The following is a 19,940-nucleotide window of genomic DNA, read 5'->3' as shown; positions in this document are numbered from 1 at the left end:
CACCAAGCCTGGCAGCAATCTCACCCCAACCGCGCCATCTCCTCCGCCACCACCGCGACCGTATGCCGAATCTGCTCTTCCGTATGCTCACAAGACACAAAGAACCGCACCCGGGCCGAATGCTCCGGCACCGCCGGGTACAGGATCGGCTGGGCATTGATCCCGCGCTCGAACAAAGCGCTGGACAACCGCCCCGCCTTGAACGAACTGCCGGTAATCACCGGAATCACCGCCAAGCCCGTACTGGTCGCCGTGTCCAGTCCGGCTTCACGCGCCAGCCGCAGGAACAGCTCACCCCGTGCCTGCACCTTGGCCACGCCCGCCGCATCATCGGCAAGCAGTTGCAACGCCGCCAATGCAGCAGCCGTCACCGCCGGGGGCATGCCGACGCTGTACAAAAAGCCCGGTGCCAGAAACTTCAGGTGCTCGATCAGCGCTGTGCTGCCCGCAATGTAGCCGCCGCAACTGGCCAGGGTCTTGCTCAGTGTGCCCATCCAGATGTCGACGTCATTACCCGCCAGCCCGAAGTGCTCGCGAATGCCTTTGCCGGTAGCGCCCATCACCCCCAGCGAATGCGCTTCATCCACCATCAGAAACACTTTGTGCTTGTGCTTGAGCTCGACGAACCGGGGTAGCTCGGGGTAGTCGCCATCCATGCTGTAGATGCCTTCCACCACCACCAGCACCCGCTCGAAATGCTGGCGCTGCTCACCCAGCAAACGGTCCAGCGCCTGCCAGTCGTTATGGGCAAAACTCAAACGGCGGGCACCCGACAGCTGGATACCCTGCAACACGCTGTTGTGGATCAGCTCGTCATGCACCACCAGGTCGCGCGGCCCGAACAGGTAGCCGATGGTGGTGACGTTGGTGGCGTGGCCACTGACCATCACCACCGCATCGTCGACCTCGTACAGGCTGGCCAGTTCGCGCTCAAGCGCGCGGTGCAGCGGGCGGTCACCCGAAACCGGGCGGCTGGCCGACACCGAAGTGCCATAGCGGTCGATGGCGGCCTTGGACGCTTCGGCCACGCGCGGGTGGCCGGAATAACCCAGGTAGTTGTAGCTGGCAAAGTTGAGGTATTCGCGCTCGCCAATCTGCGTTTGCGCACCCGCAGTACCCTGGTGCAGGCGGAAGAACGGGTTGCTCAGGCCCAGGCGCAGGCCGCTCTGCTGGATCACCCGCAGCTGCTGGTACCCCGGGTGCTGGTCGAAGCGATAGTGCGCCTCGGGCACCTTCAGGGCAGCCTGCTGCACCTGCTCCAGGGTGGCGCCTTGCTCGCCCGCGCCAGCCGAATGGCGGCGGCGTTCGAGGGCTTGCTGGATCAGGCGTTGCTTGGCATCACCAGCAAGGCCGGTCGGGGTTTTGGCTGTCATTCAACGCTCTTGATCAATCAGTCGGTTGGGGGCCGCGCTGGTGTCGGCCAGCGCTGCGCTCATCTGCGCCAACTCTTCGGCGCTGTGCTCACTGCCATGGCGGGCAAGCACATTCTGCGCCAGCTGCTCTTCGCTGCTGCCCGCCTCGCCGCGCAGCAGCTCCAGCAGCCGGGCGGCCAGCTTGTCGATGCTGGAACTGTCGCTCAGCTCCATCACCGGCAGGCGAATTCCGAACCGCTCCTCCAGCGCCACCACCAGCTCGACGCTCATCAACGAGTCGAGCCCCAGCTCCTGCAGCGGGCGCTGGGCATCCAGGCGCGCCGGCGGCAGGCGCAGAATCTCGCACACCTCGTGCTTGAGCATGTCGGCGAAGCGCTCCAGCAGCTCGGCGTCGTCCAGCTCTGCCAGCATGCGCTGGATGTCCTCGCCGCTGCCCTCGTCCTCCTGGTCACCGCCATAGGCACGCGCCAGTTCGACAAAGCGCGGCGTAGTGGCGCTTGGGAGGAAGCGCGACAGCGCCTTGAAGTCCAGCTCCAGCACGCCGTGGCCGTTGTCGCCGTCCAGCAACATGGCCTCGAGCTGCGCCAGGGCCGCCTCGGCCCGCAGCGCCGCGCCACCCATGCGGCTTTGCAGGGCGTCCTTGATCTGGCTGTTGCGGGCCAGGAAGCCGACATCGTCGATCGCCCCCCACAACACCGCCGTGGCCGCCAAGCCCTGAGCGCGACGGTGCCGCGCCAAGGCTTCCAGCCAGTGGTTGGCCGCCACGTAGTTTGCCTGGCCGGGGTTGCCGAACAGGGTAGTGGCCGACGAGAACATCACGAAGAAGTCCAGCGCCAGGCCCTGGGCCAGTTCGTGCAGGTACTGCGCACCTTTGGCCTTGGGCTCCAGCACGCGGCGTAGCTGGTCTGCCCCCAGGTTGCGGATCAGGCTGTCGTCGATCACCGTCGCGGCATGCACCAGGCCACGCAGTGGCCATGGGCTGGCAGCGATGCGCTGGAACACCCCGCGCAGTTGCTCGCGGTCGGTGATGTCGCACGCCACGGCCTGCACATCGATACCCTGGGCCTGCCACAGTGCCAGCTGCGGCTGGGCTTCGGCACTAGCAGGGCCACGACGGCCGAGCAGCACCAGATGGCGGGCACCTTTGTCGATCAGCCATTGCGCGGTGCGCAAGCCAAAGCCGCCCAGCCCACCGGTAACCAGGTAGCTGGCATCGGCGCCAAGCTGCAGCGCCTGCGCAGGCTGGGCACGGGTGTCGACGGTCTGCTGGATCGGGTTGGCGTAGGTCACCACCACCTTGCCGATCTGCCGTGCCTGCTGCATGTAGCGGTAGGCTTCAACCACCTGGTTGGCGTCGAACTCGCGGAACGGCAACGGGTGCAGGATGCCTTGCGCGAACAGGCCCATCATTTCTGCGAACAGCCGACGAGTGAGTGCCGGGCGCTCGCTCATCAACTGGTCGGCATCGATACCGAAGTAGCTGATGTTGTTGCGGAACGGCCGCAGGCCGATCCGGGTGTTCTGGTAGAAATCGCGCTTGCCCAGTTCGAGGAAGCGGCCAAACGGCTTCAGCACCTGGAAGTTGCGGTTGATGGCCTCACCGGCCAGCGAGTTGAGCACCACGTCCACACCACGCCCGCCAGTGGCCGCCAGCACCTGGTCGGCATAGGCCAGCGAACGCGAGTCGTACACGTGCTCGACACCCAGCAGGCGCAGGAAGTCGCGCTTCTCGTCGCTGCCGGCAGTGGCATGGATTTCCGCACCCAGCCACTTGGCGATCTGGATGGCAGCAATGCCGACACCCCCCGCAGCGCCATGGATCAATACCTTTTCGCCGGGTTCCAGGCGCGCCAGGTGATGCAGCGCGTAGTACACGGTGAAGAAGGTGCTCGGAATGGTCGCCGCTGCTTCGAACGACATCCCCTCGGGGATACGGGCCACGGCGTTGGCGTTGGTCACCAGGCGGTTGGCGAAGCTGCACGGGCCAAAGCCCACCACGCGATCGCCCGGGGCGAAATCACCGACTACCTCGGCGCCTTTGCCCTGCACCACACCGGCAAACTCGAAGCCCAGGGTGGGGCCGGAGAAGCCGTTTTCGATGGCTTCGTCCGACAGCAGGCCCAAGGCAAACATCACGTCACGGAAGTTGAGGCCGGTCGCGCGCACGGCGATGTCAAGCTCGTCCGCCGCCGGCTGGCGCGGCTCGCGCACTTCCCAGCGCAGGTTGCGCAACTGGCCGGGCAGGTCGAAGCCCAGGCATACCCACTGCGCGTCGCTGCCCGTGTTGCGCGGTTGACCGGCCAGCACCCGCAGGCGCGGCACGTAACGACGGCCTTGGGCATCCAGGGCCAGCTCGGTTTCGCTGTCGGCGTGCAGCAGCGCTGGCACGGCCAGTTCGACCGGCGCCAAGTGGCCCAGGTCGAGCTGGCGAATGCAGCAGCTGGGCGACTCGTTGGCCAGGGTGCGGCCAAAGCCCCACAACGCGGCGTCGGCGATCGCCGCAACATCAGTGGCGGTATCGGCGCTGTACAGGTGCTCGGCAGCGCCGCGGCTGAACAGCCAGCACTGCGGGGCGATGGCCAGCGACTCACAGGCCTGCACCAGCGCGGCAGCCTGCAGGCAGCGCTCGGCCTGGCCATCCAGGCCGGCAGCGCTGTCGAACCCGGCCAGGTGCAGCACATGCTCCGGGGCCTGGGCCAGGGCGCCAAGCTGCGCCGCCAGCGCCTGCGCATCGCCCGGCTGCAGCAGGTCGACCTGCTGGCCGTGGGCGCGCAGCTGCTCGGCCAGGCTCAGGGCTGCAGCCTGCCCGGCTTCGGCCAGCACGGCCCAGCGCTGCACCGCCAAGGGTTCGTCAGCGTCAGCACCCGCCGGCTTGTCAGCCAGCAACAGGTAGCTGCCACAGGCGTTGCCCGGCAAGGCATCCAACGTGCGCAGGCCAGTCAGGCCGTGGCGCTGCAGCTCGTGGCTCCAGAACGCCGGGCCTTGCTGGCGCGACAACGCCTGTTGCGGGCCGGCCAGCCACCACTCTGGCTGGGCGCCGAAGACGAAATCGGCCCAACGCGCCGGGTACTGCCCCAGCAGCGCCAGCTGGCCGTGTGGGTTGAGCTGGGCACTGGCCAGGCGCAGGGCATTGCCCACCGCGCCAAGTGCGCCAAGGTCGCTGGGCACCAGCACCCAATCAAAGCTGCCGGCTTCGGCCAGTTGTTCCATGCCCAGCACATTCAGCGCCGGGCAATCGTCACGCAGACGTTGCTCCAGCTCAGGCTCGGCAACGCAGTACGCATAATCGATGCGGTCGAAATCCAGGCCGGCGTACAGCAGCTCGGCGAACGAAGCGCCGCCAAAGCCGATTTCCAGCACGCGCAGGCGCTGCCCCGCGGGCAGTTGCGCCAGGCGCGCGGCCAGGGTCTGGCCGATGCCGCTCAGCAGGTGCTGCTGCCCTGCCGCGCCCAGCACCAGGCGCGTCAGACTGGCGCCGCTGGTTTCCCGCGGTTGCAGGGTTTCGAACGCTTGGCTGCCATCGAGCAACGCCGGCAGGTGGCGGCCGATACGGCCCACCGAATGGATGATCTGGAAGTACTCGGGGTAGCTCTGGAACAGCTCCTGCCAGATCGCCTCCGAGGCCGGGCGCTCGCCCAGATCGGCCAGCTGCCAGCCGCCATCGGCGCTGCGCAGCAAGCTGCCGTCTTGCTCAGCGTGACCGAGCAAGGCCGCCAGGAAGTCGCCCTGGGCCTGCGACCACACGGCGACCTGCTCGGCGCTCAAGCGCCCACCGGCCTGCTCGACGGCATCCACCACGAAGCTGGTGCACAGTACGTCCAGCAATGGCTCCACTTCGTTAAGGTAGCGCACCTGTGCCGGCTCGTCGGCCAGGCGCTGCAAGGCGTCAGCCAACGGCGTGCGGGCCACGGCATGGCGCTGCAGTGGCACCACCTTGCCTGGGGCCGCCAGGCCCACATGGCCCATGCGCTTGATCTCGCCACTGCGGTCGTACTGCAGGCGCACGGCCCGCATGCGCGCGGCCTTGATCGCCAGCACGGCAGCGCCGCTGGCATCGAACAGGGTGAAGTCGACCAGCAGCGAATGCGCAGTGCGCTTGCGCTGACGCACCTCGGCCAGCACCGGCACGCCGCCGGCATTGGTGAAGGCAATGCGCCCCAGCTTGACCGGGATGAACGCCAGGCCATCGTTGTGGCCGCGGCGGCTGGCAAGCAGCTCGGTAATCAGCTGGAAGGCACCGTCGAGCAACGCCGGGTGCAGGTGCAGGCCTGCCAGTTCGTGTTCGATGGCAGCCGGCACGGCCAGCTGGGCCAGCACGCGTTCGTCCTCGACCCAGGCCGCAGCCACGGTCTGGTAGGCCGGGCCGTAGTTCAGGCCGACCGCGCAGGTCAGCGCCAGATGCTGCTCGCCGGTAAAGTCCGCCGGGCGGGTTGGCAGCGCCGGCGCGCGAACGTCCAGCAGCACGCCACGGGCCTCACCCGGCAGGCGGGCGACCACGTGCTGCACCCAGTCTTCGCGCTGCGCCAGGGTGCGCGAGCTGATGCGCAACGTGCCATCGGCCTCTTCGACCTGCACGCGCAGCTTCTTGCTGCCCTCGCTGCCGAGCAGCAGCGGGTTGTGGATCTCGAGCTCTTCGATGTCGACGAATTCGCCCGGCTGGTGCAGTTGCGCCACAGCCAGGGCCAGCTCGGTAAAGCCGGCACCGGGGAACAGCACCGACTCTCCCACCTTGTGGTCGGCCAGGGTTGGGTACTGCTGCGTGTCCAGGCGGTTTTCCCAGGTCAATGCCTGGTCGGCTACCGGGTAGCCCAGCAACGGGTGCACGCGCTCGCGGCCCAGCGGGCTGTTGGATTCGGCGCTCACCGGCAGGGTGAAGTGGTCACGCTGCCAGGCATAGTTCGGCAAGCGCAGCTGGCGCCCCGCCACCGGGAAGCGGGTTTGCCACTGCGGCTCGGCAGCGGCCAGCAGCAGCCGCGCCACGCTGCGCTCGAGCAGCTGCGGGCTGTGGTCGTTGCGCTTGAGGGTGGCAACCACCTGGCCGGCCTGCTCGCACTCGGCCAGCACATCGCTGACATAGCTGCGCAGAATGGCGTGCGGACCCACCTCCACAAACAGGTTCAGGCCGCTGCGTACCAGCGCCGCAAGCGCGCCCTGGAACAGCACCGGGAAGCGGATGTTCTGCCACCAGTAGTGGCTGTCCAGGCGCTCGCCGTCCAGCTCGCCACCGACCACGGTGGAGTAGAACGGAATACGGGTGGCACGCGGACGAATGTGGGCAAGGTCGGCGATGACCGCCTGCTCGATGGGGTTCATCGCCGGCGAGTGGAAGGCGTAGTCCAGGTCCAGGCGGCGGGCAAACACCTGGCGCTCGGTCAGGGCCTCTTCGAGCAGCGTCAAAGCCTCGACTTCACCGGCCACGGTGGCGCCGCGGGCGCTGTTTTCACCGGCGACGACCAGGCCGCCGTCCAGTTTCAGTTCGCTGATCAGCTGCGCGCTGGCCTCGCCCGACAGGCCCACGGCCGTCATCTGCCCGCTGCCGCGGGTCAGGCCTTGCAGGCGGCTGCGGTGGAAGATGACCTGGGTGGCATCTTCCAGGCTCAGCGCCCCGCTGGCCCAGGCTGCCGCCACTTCACCGACGCTATGGCCAATGACCGCGACCGGGGTGATGCCTTCGGCGGCCAGTACCCGGGTAACCGCCACTTGCAGGGCAAACAGAGCCGGCTGGGCGATTTCGGTGCGGGCATAACGGCCTTCGCCGTTTTCACCCAGCAGCTCGGCGCGCAGCGAATAGCCTGCCAGGGGCTGGAACAGCGCGTCCACTTCGGCCACGGCGGCAGCGAACAGCGGCTGGTCGAGCATCGCCCGGCCCATGCCCTGCCACTGCGAACCGTTACCGGAATAGACAAACACCGGAGCCGATGCGGCGTCCAGCGCCTGGCCAGCCTCAAGCACCGCGCTCAGCTCGCTGAGGGTCGGGTCCTGGGCATAGTCATCCAGAGCCTGGGCGGCTTCGGCCGCGTTGTCGCTGATCAGCAGCAGGCGGTGGCTGTGTGCATCGCGGCGGAACATCGCCTGGTAGGCGACATCGTAGTAATCGGCCTGGGGATGCTCGGCCAGGTAGGCGGCAAACCGTTCGGCCATGGCGCGCAGGCCTTCTTCGCTTTTTGCGCTGAGCAGCAACGGCACCCGGCGTGCACTGGGCTGTACGGGCGCTGGCGCTTGCGGTTCCGGGCTTTGCAGAATGACGTGGGCGTTGGCGCCGCCAAAGCCGAACGAGTTCACACCCACCGTCAGCTGGCCATCCGCCTTCAGCGGCAGGGGCTCGGTGACTACCTGCAGGTTGAGGTCGGCAAAGGCGATATTCGGGTTCAGCGCCTGCACACCGATGGTGGCGGGCACGGTGCGCTCGCTCAGGCAGTTCAGTGCCTTCATCAGACCGGCCACGCCAGAGGCGGCCTCCAGGTGGCCGATGTTGCTTTTCACCGAGCCGATCGGCAGCGGGTTGCCGGCGCCACGCGCCTGGCCCAGCGCCTCGCCGATGGCGCGGGTTTCGATCGGGTCACCCACGGCGGTACCGGTGCCGTGCGCTTCCAGGTAGTCCAGCTGCTCCGGGGCGATGCCGGCCTGGGCATAGGCGCGCGTGAGTAGTGCTGCCTGCGCCTCGGCGTTGGGCAGGGTAAGGCTGGACTTGCGCCCATCGGTGTTGACCGCACTGGCCGCGACCACCGCCAGAATGGTGTTGCCATCGGCCAGCGCCTGGTCGTAGTCCTTGAGCAGGAACAACCCGCCACCTTCGGAACGGGCATAGCCGTCGCCGTTTTCATCGAACGACTGGCAGCGCCCGGTGCGCGAAAGCATGGTCGCCTTGGCGAAGATCATGAAGCCGAACGGGTGCATGTGCAGGCTGATGCCGCCGGTCACGGCCTGGTCGACATCCCCGCTGAGAATGGCCTGGCAGGCCTGATGGAAGGCCACCAGCGACGACGAACACGCCGTGTCGATAGCCATGCTCGGCCCGCGCAGGTCGTAGAAGAACGACAGCCGGTTGGCGGCGATGCTCATGGTGTTGCCGGTGGCGGTGGCGCCATCGATCGACGACAGGTCCTCGACCAGCCGGTACGACTGCTCGACCCCGGCAATGCCCAGGTACACGCCGCAGTTGCTGCCGCGCAGGCTGGAAGGCTTGACCCCGGCGTTCTCGAAGGTTTCCCAGCACATTTCCAGGAGCATGCGCTGCTGTGGGTCCATCATCGCCGCTTCGCGTGGCGAGATGCTGAAGAAGCCCGCGTCGAAAGCGCTGATATCACCCAGGGTGCCGGATGCGAAGGTGTAGCTGGTAGCCGGGCTGGCCTTGTCGGGGTGCAGGAACTCGTTCTGGTTCCAGCGCGATGGGTCCACCTGGGTGACCAGATCGCGCCCTGCCATCAGGTTTTGCCAGAAGCCGGCATTGGAGGAACCCGGAAAACGGTAAGCACAGCCAACGATTGCAACCTTTCTACGCTTGATCAAAACCTATTCCTTCAAATCTCATCGGGCACCGTCCCATCCGTCGGACAGCCGGCATGCCTGGCCAGGCCATGAAATTGGCCGGTCGTTGTATGTCACTGATGATTGTCTGGGTATCTGAAGCCGCTAAGTACGCTGGGGCGCAAGACTTTTGGTCCGAGGCTGGCGTGGGATTATTCAGATTTGTATGAGCGGATGATACGCGGGTTCTGGGGGCAGGGAAAACCCTGGGTGCGGGAAGAGGCTGAATGTCGCTGAGTGGCAGGGTGATGCGAGGGTTGGGGCTGTAGGAGGTGGCTTAATGCTATCGAGTTTTTCGGTGGGAGATTGGGTCATACGACACCCACCGATAGATGTAGCGACGGTGCGGCGATCCGATTTACCCGCGAGGCGCCGCGCGGGCGGCGCTCGGAGTTCAGAGACGATGAAAAGGCTAATGGCACGTCAATCCCTAGAAAACCGTGTCCCGAACCACCCGCTGCAGGTACTGGCCATACCCGTTCTTTGCCAGCGGTGCAGCAAGTGCTTCCAGTTGCCCCGCATCGATCCAGCCCTGGCGGAACGCCACTTCCTCCGGACAGGCTACCTTCAACCCTTGGCGCCGCTCGATGGTGGCAATGTAGCCGCTGGCCTCGAGCAGCGAGTCATGGGTGCCGGTGTCCAGCCATGCATATCCACGCCCCATGATTTCTACCGACAGACGGTTCTGCTCCAGGTAGGTGCGGTTCACATCGGTAATTTCCAGCTCGCCCCGCGCCGACGGCCTGATGCTCTTGGCAATCTCGACAACATCCTGGTCATAGAAATACAAGCCAGTGACAGCGTAGTTGGACTTGGGCCTGGCCGGCTTCTCTTCCAGGCTGATCGCCCTGCCCTGCCCGTCGAACTCGACTACGCCATAACGCTCGGGGTCCTGCACGTGGTAGGCGAACACACTGGCACCCTCCCGGCAGTCCATCGCATGACGCAACAGCTGCTGGAAGTCATGGCCGTAATAGATATTGTCGCCCAACACCAGCGCCGACAGGTCATTGCCGATGAATTCCCTGCCGATGAGAAAAGCCTGCGCCAGGCCGTCCGGCGAGGGCTGCACGGCGTAAGTGATGTCGAGGCCCCAGCGGTGGCCGTCGCCCAGCAGCTGCTCGAAGCGCGGGGTGTCTTGCGGGGTGGAGATGATCAGGATGTCGCGGATGCCGGCCAGCATCAGCGTGGTCAGCGGGTAATAGATCATCGGTTTGTCGTACACCGGCAGCAGTTGCTTGGAAATTGCCAGGGTCGCGGGGTGCAGGCGGGTACCTGACCCGCCTGCCAGAATGATGCCTTTACGCTTCATAGCCGTCCTTTCTCGTGGATTTCCTTCAGCATGCGGGCCACACCCAGGCGCCAGTCCGGCAGGGTCAGGGCGAAGGCCTTCTGCAGTTCATGGGTATCAAGGCGGGAGTTGCCCGGCCGCCTGGCCGGTGTGGGGTAGGCATCGGTGGTCAACGGCTTGACCTGTCCGGCGCCGGCTTGCAATGGCACGCCCAGGGCTGTCGCCTGCTCCAGCACATAGCGGGCGTAGCCGCACCAGCTGGTTTCACCGGCGGCGGCCAAATGATACAGGCCTGCCAGGGCCGGGTTGCGGCAGGTTGCGATGACGGCGTGGGCGGTGATGTCGGCGATCAGCTCGGCACCGGTCGGGGCGCCATACTGGTCATCGATCACGCCCAGGCTGTCGCGTTCCGCAGCCAGACGCAGCATGGTCCTGGCGAAGTTGTTGCCGCGGGCGGCATACACCCAGCAGGTGCGGAAAATCAGGTACCGGCAGCCAGCGGCCTGGATGGCCTGCTCGCCGGCAAGCTTGCTGGCGCCGTAAACATTCAGCGGGCCGACAGCATCGTCTTCGCGCCAGGGCCGGCTGCCCTGCCCCGGGAACACATAGTCGCTGGAATAATGCACCAGCAAGGCGCCACATTCGGCGGCGGCGCGCGCCAACACGCCGACGGCATCGGCGTTTATCCTGAACGCTTGCTCGCGCTCGCTTTCAGCCCTGTCCACAGCGGTGTAGGCGGCAGCATTGACGATGACGTCGGGGGCGTAGCCACGTACGGTTTCGGCCAGGCCTGGCAGGTTGCCCAGGTCGCCACAATGCACCGTGCTGCGGGCATTCAGCGCCAACAGCTGGCCCAGCGGCGCCAGGCTGCGTTGCAGCTCCCAGCCTACCTGGCCGTCCTTGCCCAGCAGCAGTACCTTCATGCAGTACGCCCTGCGTAGTTTTTCTCGACCCAGTCGCGGTAGCTGCCAGACTGTACGCCCTCCACCCACTGCGGGTTGTCGAGGTACCAAGCGACGGTTTTACGGATCCCGCTCTCGAACGTTTCGGCGGGTTTCCAGCCCAGCTCGCGCTCCAGCTTGCGGGCGTCGATGGCGTAGCGGCGGTCATGCCCGGGGCGATCGGTAACGTAGCTGATCTGTGCCGCGTAGGGCTTGCCATCGGCGCGGGGGCGCAGTTCGTCCAGCAGCGCACAGACGCGCCTGACGATCTCCAGGTTGGGCATTTCGTTCCAGCCGCCCACGTTGTAGACCTCGCCAGGCACGCCGGCGTCCAGCACGCGGCGGATGGCGCTGCAGTGGTCCTTGACGTACAGCCAGTCGCGAATCTGCTGGCCGTCGCCGTACACCGGCAACGGCTTGCCGGCCAGGGCATTGACGATCATCAGCGGGATGAGCTTTTCCGGGAAGTGGTACGGGCCATAGTTGTTCGAGCAGTTGGTGGTGAGCACCGGCAGGCCATAGGTGTGACGATACGAGCGCACCAGGTGGTCGCTGGCGGCCTTGCTCGCCGAGTACGGGCTATTGGGCTGGTATTGATGGGTTTCGGTAAAGGCCAGTTCGCCGTCGGCCAACGAGCCGTACACTTCGTCGGTAGACACATGCAGGAAGCGGAACGCCTGCCGGGCCTGCTCAGCCAGGCCGCCCCAGTAGGCGCGTACGGCTTCGAGCAGCTGGAAGGTCCCGACCACGTTGGTCTCGATGAAGGCCTGCGGGCCGTGAATCGAACGGTCGACGTGGGACTCGGCGGCAAAATTGACGACCGCGCGGGGCTGGTGGGTTTTCAGCAGTTCTGCGACCAGCCCGCTGTCAGCAATGTCGCCATGCACAAAGATATGCCGGTCGTTGCCTTGCAGGCTGCTCAAGGTTTGCAGATTGCCTGCGTAGGTGAGTTTGTCCAGGTTGACCACAGCCTCATCGCTGCCCGCCAGCCAGTCCAGCACGAAGTTTGCCCCGATGAAGCCTGCACCGCCGGTTACCAGAATGGTCATGTTTGTCTGCTTCCGCTGTCAGGTCTGCTTTTCCACTTTCAGGATTCTAGCCTGTCGGTGGATGCTTGGAGAGCGAAGGCGATGTCATTGTGATACTTGGCTGGAAACCAGCATGTTGGGCACCGGCTTTCCCGGTGTTCGCGAGTAAACCCGCACCTACACCGGGGGAGCGTCAGGCTGCAGATGTAATCAGGGCTCCAGGCGGCGCTGCTGGTAGATCCAGTCGACGATCTCGCCTTCTGGGGTGTAGCCGCTCACGCTCTCGCGCAGCAACTGACGCACCCGCACAAAATCATCCGCCGCTGCCGCCGCCATCAATTGCCGCAGCGACTCCTTGAGCGTGTCCCAGGCCAGGAAGTCTTCGTTTGCACTCATGATCATCGGGTGGCGCGTGGCGATCACGTTGTCGCCGATCAGCAGCTCTTCATACAGCTTCTCCCCCGGCCGCAGCCCAGTGAACTGGATGGCGATGTCGCCCATCGGGTTACGCTCGGAGCGCACGCTGAACCCTGTCAGGTGAATCATCTTCTCGGCCAGCTCGACAATTTTCACCGGCTCGCCCATGTCCAGCACGAACACATCGCCGCCCTTGCCCATGGACCCGGCCTGGATCACCAGCTGCGCGGCCTCGGGAATGGTCATGAAGTACCGGGTGATCTTCGGGTGGGTGACGGTCAACGGGCCACCGGCCTTGATCTGCTTGTGGAACAGCGGGATGACCGAGCCCGAAGAACCCAGCACATTGCCGAAGCGAACCATGGTGAAGCGGGTCTTGTTGACCTGCGATACGTTGCCGCTGTCGCCGAACAGCACAGGGGCCACTTCGCGGCTGAGGGCCTGCAGGGTCATTTCGGCCAGGCGCTTGGTGCTGCCCATCACATTGGTCGGGCGCACCGCCTTGTCGGTGGAAATCAGCACGAAGTTGGCAACCCCGGCCTGCAAGGCCGCCTGGGCGGTGTGCAGGGTGCCGATGACGTTGTTCATCAGGCCTTCGGCAATGTTGTGTTCCACCATCGGCACGTGTTTGTAGGCAGCGGCGTGGTAGACGGTGTCGACGTGCCAGGTTTTCATGATGTCGAGCATCTGCGCCTGGTTGCGGACGGAGCCCAGGATCGGTAGCAGGCACACCGACAGCGACTCGCGGGCGATGCGTTGCTCCAGCTCGGAGAGGATGCTGTACAGGTTGAACTCGCTGTGGTCGAACAACAGCAGCGTTTTCGGTGCTTGCCCCAGTATCTGTCGGCACAGCTCCGAGCCGATGGAGCCACCGGCCCCGGTGACCAGCACCGTCTGATCGGTAATGCAGCGCTCGAGCAGGTCGGGCTGGGCCGGCACAGCATCACGCCCGAGCAAGTCGGCAATATCGACTTCCTGGATGTCATCGACCTTTACCTTGCCGCTGGCTAGGTCAATAAAGCTGGGCACACTCCGCACGTGCAGAGGGTAGCCCTCGAGAAAGTTGAGAATTTCGCGACGACGGGTACGGGTTTCGGAAGGCAATGCCAGCAGAATCTCCTCGGCCCCCGTTACATCGATCATCTTTTGCAAATGATCAGGGCGGTAGACCTGCAGGCCGGCGATCACCCGGTCGGTGATGCTGGGGTCGTCGTCGATGAAGGCGACCGGACGCATCATTCTGTCCATGCGTAGCGCAGCAACCAACTGGTTACCTGCGGCACCTGCGCCGTAAATCGCCACCCGGGGCATGCCGTCAGCTTTCTGGGCAAACGGCACATGCTGCGCGGCCGCAGCGAACCAGTCGCCAAGGAAGTACTGGCGCATGGCCAGGCGCAAGCCTCCCACCATGATCAGGCTCAACCACCAGTAATTGAAGGTGATCGAGCGCGGTACCACGTTCTGGTGGTTACCGGCCCAGTAAATGATGAACCCGAGAATAAGCGCGGAAAGCGTAACCGCCTTGATGATAGCGATAAGCGCGTCGTTGCCGAAATAACGCATCACCGCCCGGTACAGGCCAAAACGGATGAATAGCGGAATGGACACAAGCGGCGCGCACAGGAACAACCACGTGTGGTCGATGATCGGGTTTGCCAGCTCTTCGATACCAAGGCGGACCACAAACGCCAACCACAGTGCGCCCCATATCAGCACGATATCGGTCAGCACCTGCAACATGCGCTTGTGCCGGCGAGGCAGAGCAAGCAGTTTCGTACGCACTTTTCCCATAACCCCTCTAGATGCTTTCCACGTATGAACCGACAATCCGTTGTCCCATTACTCTAGTGTCAATTTTCCAGGTCGCCCGCACGAAACCGCACCGCCAGCACAATCAGCGGAATGTACGCCAGCACCACGCCCAACGCGCCATCAAGGCCCAGCCGGGCAACGCAGTACGCGATGGGCAGCAGCCAGCAAACATTGAGAGCGGCCACTGCGACGGTTACCGGCAGGTGCTTGCCATACGCGCGCGATGCGAACTGATACGCGTGGCTGCGGTGCGCTTCGTAAACCTTGTCACCGCGTAACAGGCGCCGCACCAAGGTATAAGTTGCATCGACAATGAAGACGCCCAGCAGGATCAGCCAGCACCAGAACATCGGTGGCGATACCCACGCGGCCTGTAGAGACAGCCCACCCAGCACGATACCGATAAATCCACTGCCTGCATCTCCCATGAAAATTTTTGCGGGAGGAAAGTTCCAGTACAGGAAGCCCGCCACGGCTGCGGCCAATAACAAAGGCAGTACAGCAGTGGCACCTAGCCCCGAGAGCCAGTACAGCCAGGCTGCACCCAGGCACGCGGTAATTGCCTCGACACTGGCGATGCCGTCGATGCCATCCATGAAGTTGTACAAGTTGAGCAACCATACCAGGTAGACAGATGCCAGCAGCCCGCCCAGCCACCCCATGTCCAGCGTCCAGCCGAACATCATCAGCGGCGGCAACCCGCCTAGCCAGCCCAGCATCCACGCGGCGGCGACGAAATGCCCAAGCAGTCGCCAGCGAGCAGCAATATGCCCGTGGTCATCCATGAAGCCAATGACCGCGATCAATGCCCCGCCACCTCCCAGCGCCAGCAGCGTACTGATCTGCTCGACACCAGATGGCATGAGACCAACCACGCCTAACAAGAACGTCAGCACTATCGCCACTCCGCCGCCCCTGGGGGTGGGGACCGTATGCGAGCTACGTGCGTTGGGCACATCTATCACACTGCGCGCCAGCGCATAGCGACGCAGACCCGCTGTCAGCACGAGTGACAGAATCAAAATGGCCGGAAGCAACCACAAAAGCATCATTTCTTGTCGAATTCCTGATAGTGCCTGGCGGCAGCTCGAAGCGCAGTATCCACGTCTATCGGCGGGCGCCAGCCGAGCAAATCACGGGTTTTACTGATATCCACCTGCAGCGAGCCACACAGGCGCTGAGACAAACTACCTTTACCCAGCGCCTTGGCGCCGGCACTCAGCAAGCCCGCCGGTACCGGCAGCAACCGCGCTGGCCTGCCCAGCGCCTGGCCCATGCGGCGCAGAAGCCCGGTTGTCGAAAGGTCCTCGCCATCACTGACCAGAAACACCTGGTTGGCTGCTGCCTCATGCCCGATGCACGTGACCACCAGATCCACCAGATTCTCCACGGCGACCAGGCTTCTTCGATTGTCGATGGCGCCAAACGGCAGCGGTATGCCACGGTCGAGCCAGCGCATCATGTTGAGAAAGTTGGCCTTCACTCCGGGCCCGTAGACCAGTACCGGGCGCACGATCACCACCTCAAGGCCGGTGTCCCGGGCCAATGCCTGCAACGCTGTCTCCGCCTCCAGCTTTGAAGTCCCGTACGGATCCTGCGGCTGAGGGGTGTCATTGGCAGCGTAAGGCCTGCCCGGCGCAGTGCCCTCACCGTTCACCTTGATCGAACTGATGAACACAAACCGTTTTACGCCGGCAGCAATGGCCTGGCGGGCCAGTGCCAATGTTCCATCCACGTTGACGCGTCGAAAGGCGGCCAGCGGGTCGCTCTCAGTGTCGTTCATCACATGAACACGCGCCGCGCTATGGACTACGACATCACACTCGGCCAGCGCTCCATCCCAGTCGTTATCCTGCTCGAACGACTGGAACAGTACGCTGCGCACCATTGGCGACTGCACCACATCCGCCTGCCTCACAGCAGCAACCACGGGAGTTCCGTCGGCGACCAGCCTGTGCATGATCGCGCTCCCGACGAAGCCGCTGGCTCCAGTAAGAAATACCTTGTGCTTCATCGTCCTGACCTTCTCAAGGTGGCGTTGCCAAAAAGGCGCTCCAGACGCGCCAGCAGCGCAGGCCGGGCAAATTCCTGCTCGTAGTATTGTCGCCCCGCTGCCCCCATCTGCTGGCGCTGCGCGCAAGGCAGCTGGGCGAGCTTACGGGTGATGTTGGCCAACTCGGCGCCATTCCCCGATTCGCAGGCAAAACCAGCCCCGGACGCTTCAATGACTCGGGCAGCCTCACCGTTGATCATACCGAGTACCGGCCGGCCGGATGCCAGGTAAGCCTGAACCTTGCCAGGAATGGTCTTCTCGAACACGTCATTGGTGCGCAACGACACCAGCAAGGCATCAGCCTGCGCAAACAATGGCGGCATTGCTTCCAGTGGGTGACGCCCGAGCAGCAGCACATTGTCCAACCCCCGACTGCGCACCTGCTCCTCAAGCCAGCTACTCATCCGGCCATCACCGACGATCACCCAGCGCACCGCTACTTGGCCACGCAGGGCCTGTGCGGCGTCAAGAATGGCCGGAAAATCCTGCGCCTCCCCCAGGTTACCGGCAAACACCACGGTGAACGTCGCAGCATCGGCCTCAACCAGCTTTGACGGTTCCAGTGTCTGAGCCGAAAAATCATCTTCGGCCCAGCTTGGGAAATACACCAGGCGGTCCGACTCGATGGCTTTGGTGCAATAACGGCGCACGTTGTCGAAAAAGCCGTTGGACTGCAGCAAAAGGTAATCAGTACGGTTGTAGATCCACGACACTGCGAGACCCACCAGCCCCAGGACCTTAGGGTTGTGAATGATATTCACCGCGCGCAGTGTTTCCGGCCACAAATCAAGCACCCAGATAAACAATGGCGCGCGCTTCAGTCGGCGCAGCACCACTGCAGGTATCGCGGCAAGAATCGGCGAAACTGCATAAACAAATATCGCGTCAAACTGCTTGCCTCTGAGCTTCCACGAACCCAAAAGAGCCGCCGACAGCACGAAAGAAAGGTAGTTGAGCACCAACTGGATACTGCGCCTGCCGCGAGGTACCAACGGCACCCTGACGACCTCGGCGCCTTCGTAGTTGCAAAACTGCTCGGGCTGATCCTTGAATCGCTTATAGACCTTGCCTTCGGGATAATTGGGCCAGGCCGTGAGCACCGTGACTTCGTGGCCTTTTTCGGTGAAGTCACGAACCATGTCGTTGATCCGCATGTTTTCCGGCCAGAAATACTGACTGACCACCAACACTTTCAGCTTCTTGCCCGCTATTTCTTCCACAGGCTCAGTACCGTTTCCAAACCGTACGGTTCACGTAATCGGTGTAGCTGTGGACGATACGCACCACCTTGTCGGATACATTGGGCATGCTGTAGTCGGCAACCAGGCGCAAGTTGCGTTGCTCGCCGCGCAACTGGCTTTCAAGAATGCTCAGCCCCTGCAGCACGCGCTCGGCCTCCAGCCCGACCATCATCGCCGCCGCCTCTTCCATGCCTTCAGGGCGCTCGTGGGCCTCACGGATATTCAAGGCCGGGAAGTTGAGGATCGAGGCTTCCTCGTTGATGGTGCCGCTATCGGACAGCACCGCCTTGGAGGAGAGCTGCAGCTTGTTGTAATCCTTGAAGCCCAAGGGCTTGAGCAAACGGACATTGGCGTGGAATGTAACCCCCATTGCGTCGACACGCTTCTGCGTACGGGGGTGGGTCGACACAATGACCGGCAAATCGAATTGTTCGGCAATGGTATTGAGTGTGCCAACCAACGAAAGGAAGTTTTTGTCAGAGTCGATATTTTCCTCACGGTGGGCGCTCACCACAAAGAACTTGCCGGCTTCAAGGCCAAGCCGCTCAAGCACATCGGACGCTTCGATGCCGTCGCGGTAGTGGTTGAGTACTTCGAACATCGGGCTGCCCGTCTTGATCACCCGGTCGGCTGGCAGGCCTTCGCGCAACAGGTAGTCACGGGCGATGGTGCTGTAGGTCAGGTTGATGTCGGCAGTGTGGTCGACGATACGGCGGTTGATCTCCTCGGGCACGCGCATGTCAAAGCAGCGGTTGCCTGCTTCCATGTGGAAGGTGGGGATCTTGCGGCGCTTGGCAGAAATCACGGCCATGCAACTATTGGTATCACCCAGCACCAACAACGCCTCGGGGTTCACTTCGGCCAGTACCCGGTCAACTGCAATAATCACATTGCCGATGGTTTCGGCCCCGGAAGCGCCTGCGGCGTTCAGGAAATGATCCGGCTTGCGGATACCCAGGTCCTGGAAAAAGATCTCGTTCAGTTCGTAGTCATAATTCTGCCCGGTGTGTACCAGGATGTGTTCGCAGTGCTCATCAAGCGCGCTCAGGACCCTGGACAAGCGAATGATTTCCGGGCGTGTTCCAACAACGGTGACGATTTTGAGCTTTTTCATACTGTCCTCATTCCTGAGCCAGCCGTTTTATGGGCAGACCGGCAGCGCATAAGTGTCCGGGTGTTCACGATCGAAGATTTCATTGGCCCAGAGCATCACGATCATCTCGTCTTCACCGATATTGGTGATGTCATGGGTCCAGCCTGGCACCGTTTCGACGATGGTCGGTGACTCGCCACAGGTCTCCAGTTCATAGAACTCGCCTGTCACCACCTGACGGAAACGGAAGTTGGCCTTGCCTTTGATGACCAGGAATTTTTCGGTTTTCGAATGATGGTAATGACCACCACGGGTGATGCCCGGGTGCGCCGTAAAATAGGAAAACTGCCCGGCTTCGGGCGTTTTCAGCATCTCCACGAAAACACCGCGCGGGTCGCCATACTTGGGCACCTCGTAGGTGAACGCGGCCGGAGGCAAATAGCTCAGGTAAGTCGAGTACAGAGCCCTGACCAGACCCACGCCGACGTTTTCGGTCACCAACGTATCCCGGCTGGCACGGAAGCGGCGTATTTGCGCGGCCAGCTCACCTACGCTGGTACTGTAGATCGGCTCTACCTCTACCAGGCCACTGTCAGGTGCTTCCCCATCCATGATGGCGAGAAACTTGCTGACCACGTCGTCAACATAGACCAGGTTCAATGCCGCAGATTCGTCATGAATGTGAATGGGCAGGTCGTGGGCAATGTTGTTGCAAAACGTTGCAACGGCCGAGTTATAGTTCGGCCTTGCCCATTTACCAAACACATTGGGCAGGCGGAATATATAGACCGGGCTGGCGTTCTGCTGGTGCAGCGCCGTCAATGCCTGCTCAGCCGCGAGCTTGCTGAGCCCATACGGATTGTCCCGCTCTGCCTGGGTGGAGGACGAGTACAACACAGGTATCTTGCGCCCAGACGCTCTTATCGCATCGCACAGCTGCTGGGTCAGCTCGCTGTTACCACTGTCGAACTCCGCAGGGTCCTGGGGGCGATTCACGCCGGCCAGATGGAAGATGCAATCCACTTCGGCGACCTTGAGCTTCAGGGCAGCCAGGTCATCGCCGCGAACAAACAGGTTCACTTCGATGTCCTTGCGCTCTTCGAGATGAACCAGCAGGTTGCGCGCAATAAAGCCGTTGCCCCCGGTAACCAGAACCTTCATCGC

General features: G+C 63.5%; 11 protein-coding genes. All 11 read right to left on the bottom strand.

Annotated elements, in window-relative coordinates:
* Window positions 1–20: 20 nt before the first annotated feature.
* Window positions 21–1,373, bottom strand: coding sequence for an aminotransferase class I/II-fold pyridoxal phosphate-dependent enzyme (locus tag AC5O5I_RS06475; RefSeq protein WP_172226873.1), 1,353 nt, complete (start codon window positions 1,371–1,373; stop codon window positions 21–23).
* On the bottom strand, window positions 1,374–8,882 hold the full coding sequence (locus AC5O5I_RS06470) for a type I polyketide synthase (protein ID WP_172226870.1): 7,509 nt from the start codon (window positions 8,880–8,882) through the stop codon (window positions 1,374–1,376).
* 448 nt (window positions 8,883–9,330) lie between these two features.
* On the bottom strand, window positions 9,331–10,212 hold the full coding sequence (gene rfbA / locus AC5O5I_RS06465; protein WP_172233342.1) for a glucose-1-phosphate thymidylyltransferase RfbA: 882 nt from the start codon (window positions 10,210–10,212) through the stop codon (window positions 9,331–9,333).
* The gene (gene rfbD / locus AC5O5I_RS06460) at window positions 10,209–11,114 is read right to left on the bottom strand and encodes a dTDP-4-dehydrorhamnose reductase (RefSeq protein ID WP_494512230.1); all 906 of its coding nucleotides are present in this window, start codon (window positions 11,112–11,114) and stop codon (window positions 10,209–10,211) included. The genes rfbA and rfbD overlap by 4 nt, the downstream gene beginning before the upstream one ends.
* Window positions 11,111–12,181: a dTDP-glucose 4,6-dehydratase gene (rfbB, locus tag AC5O5I_RS06455; RefSeq protein ID WP_172230835.1), complete on the bottom strand. Its 1,071-nt coding sequence runs from the start codon at window positions 12,179–12,181 to the stop codon at window positions 11,111–11,113. Before rfbB ends, rfbD begins: the two co-directional genes overlap by 4 nt.
* A gap of 189 nt (window positions 12,182–12,370) precedes the next feature.
* Complete coding sequence (locus AC5O5I_RS06450) at window positions 12,371–14,368, bottom strand: polysaccharide biosynthesis protein (RefSeq protein ID WP_172230838.1); 1,998 nt, start codon at window positions 14,366–14,368, stop codon at window positions 12,371–12,373.
* A 59-nt stretch (window positions 14,369–14,427) separates the two neighbouring features.
* Window positions 14,428–15,441 (bottom strand): MraY family glycosyltransferase, encoded by a 1,014-nt coding sequence (locus tag AC5O5I_RS06445; RefSeq protein ID WP_172230841.1) that lies wholly within the window; start codon window positions 15,439–15,441, stop codon window positions 14,428–14,430.
* Complete coding sequence (locus AC5O5I_RS06440) at window positions 15,438–16,403, bottom strand: UDP-glucose 4-epimerase family protein (RefSeq protein ID WP_172285913.1); 966 nt, start codon at window positions 16,401–16,403, stop codon at window positions 15,438–15,440. Before AC5O5I_RS06440 ends, AC5O5I_RS06445 begins: the two co-directional genes overlap by 4 nt.
* Entirely contained in the window at window positions 16,400–17,653 is a 1,254-nt protein-coding gene (locus AC5O5I_RS06435) for a glycosyltransferase family 4 protein (protein ID WP_172227385.1), read from the bottom strand. The genes AC5O5I_RS06440 and AC5O5I_RS06435 overlap by 4 nt, the downstream gene beginning before the upstream one ends.
* Before the next feature lie 13 nt (window positions 17,654–17,666).
* Window positions 17,667–18,797, bottom strand: a complete 1,131-nt coding sequence (gene wecB, locus AC5O5I_RS06430) for a non-hydrolyzing UDP-N-acetylglucosamine 2-epimerase (RefSeq protein ID WP_172227368.1) — start codon at window positions 18,795–18,797, stop codon at window positions 17,667–17,669.
* Between the two features lie 27 nt (window positions 18,798–18,824).
* Window positions 18,825–19,937, bottom strand: coding sequence for a UDP-2-acetamido-2,6-beta-L-arabino-hexul-4-ose reductase (gene wbjC, locus AC5O5I_RS06425; protein ID WP_172227370.1), 1,113 nt, complete (start codon window positions 19,935–19,937; stop codon window positions 18,825–18,827).
* Between the last annotated feature and the right edge of the window lie 3 nt (window positions 19,938–19,940).

This window comes from Pseudomonas sp. 9_2_1 (assembly GCF_059295275.1).
This window is presented reverse-complemented; position numbering and strand designations above follow the sequence as displayed.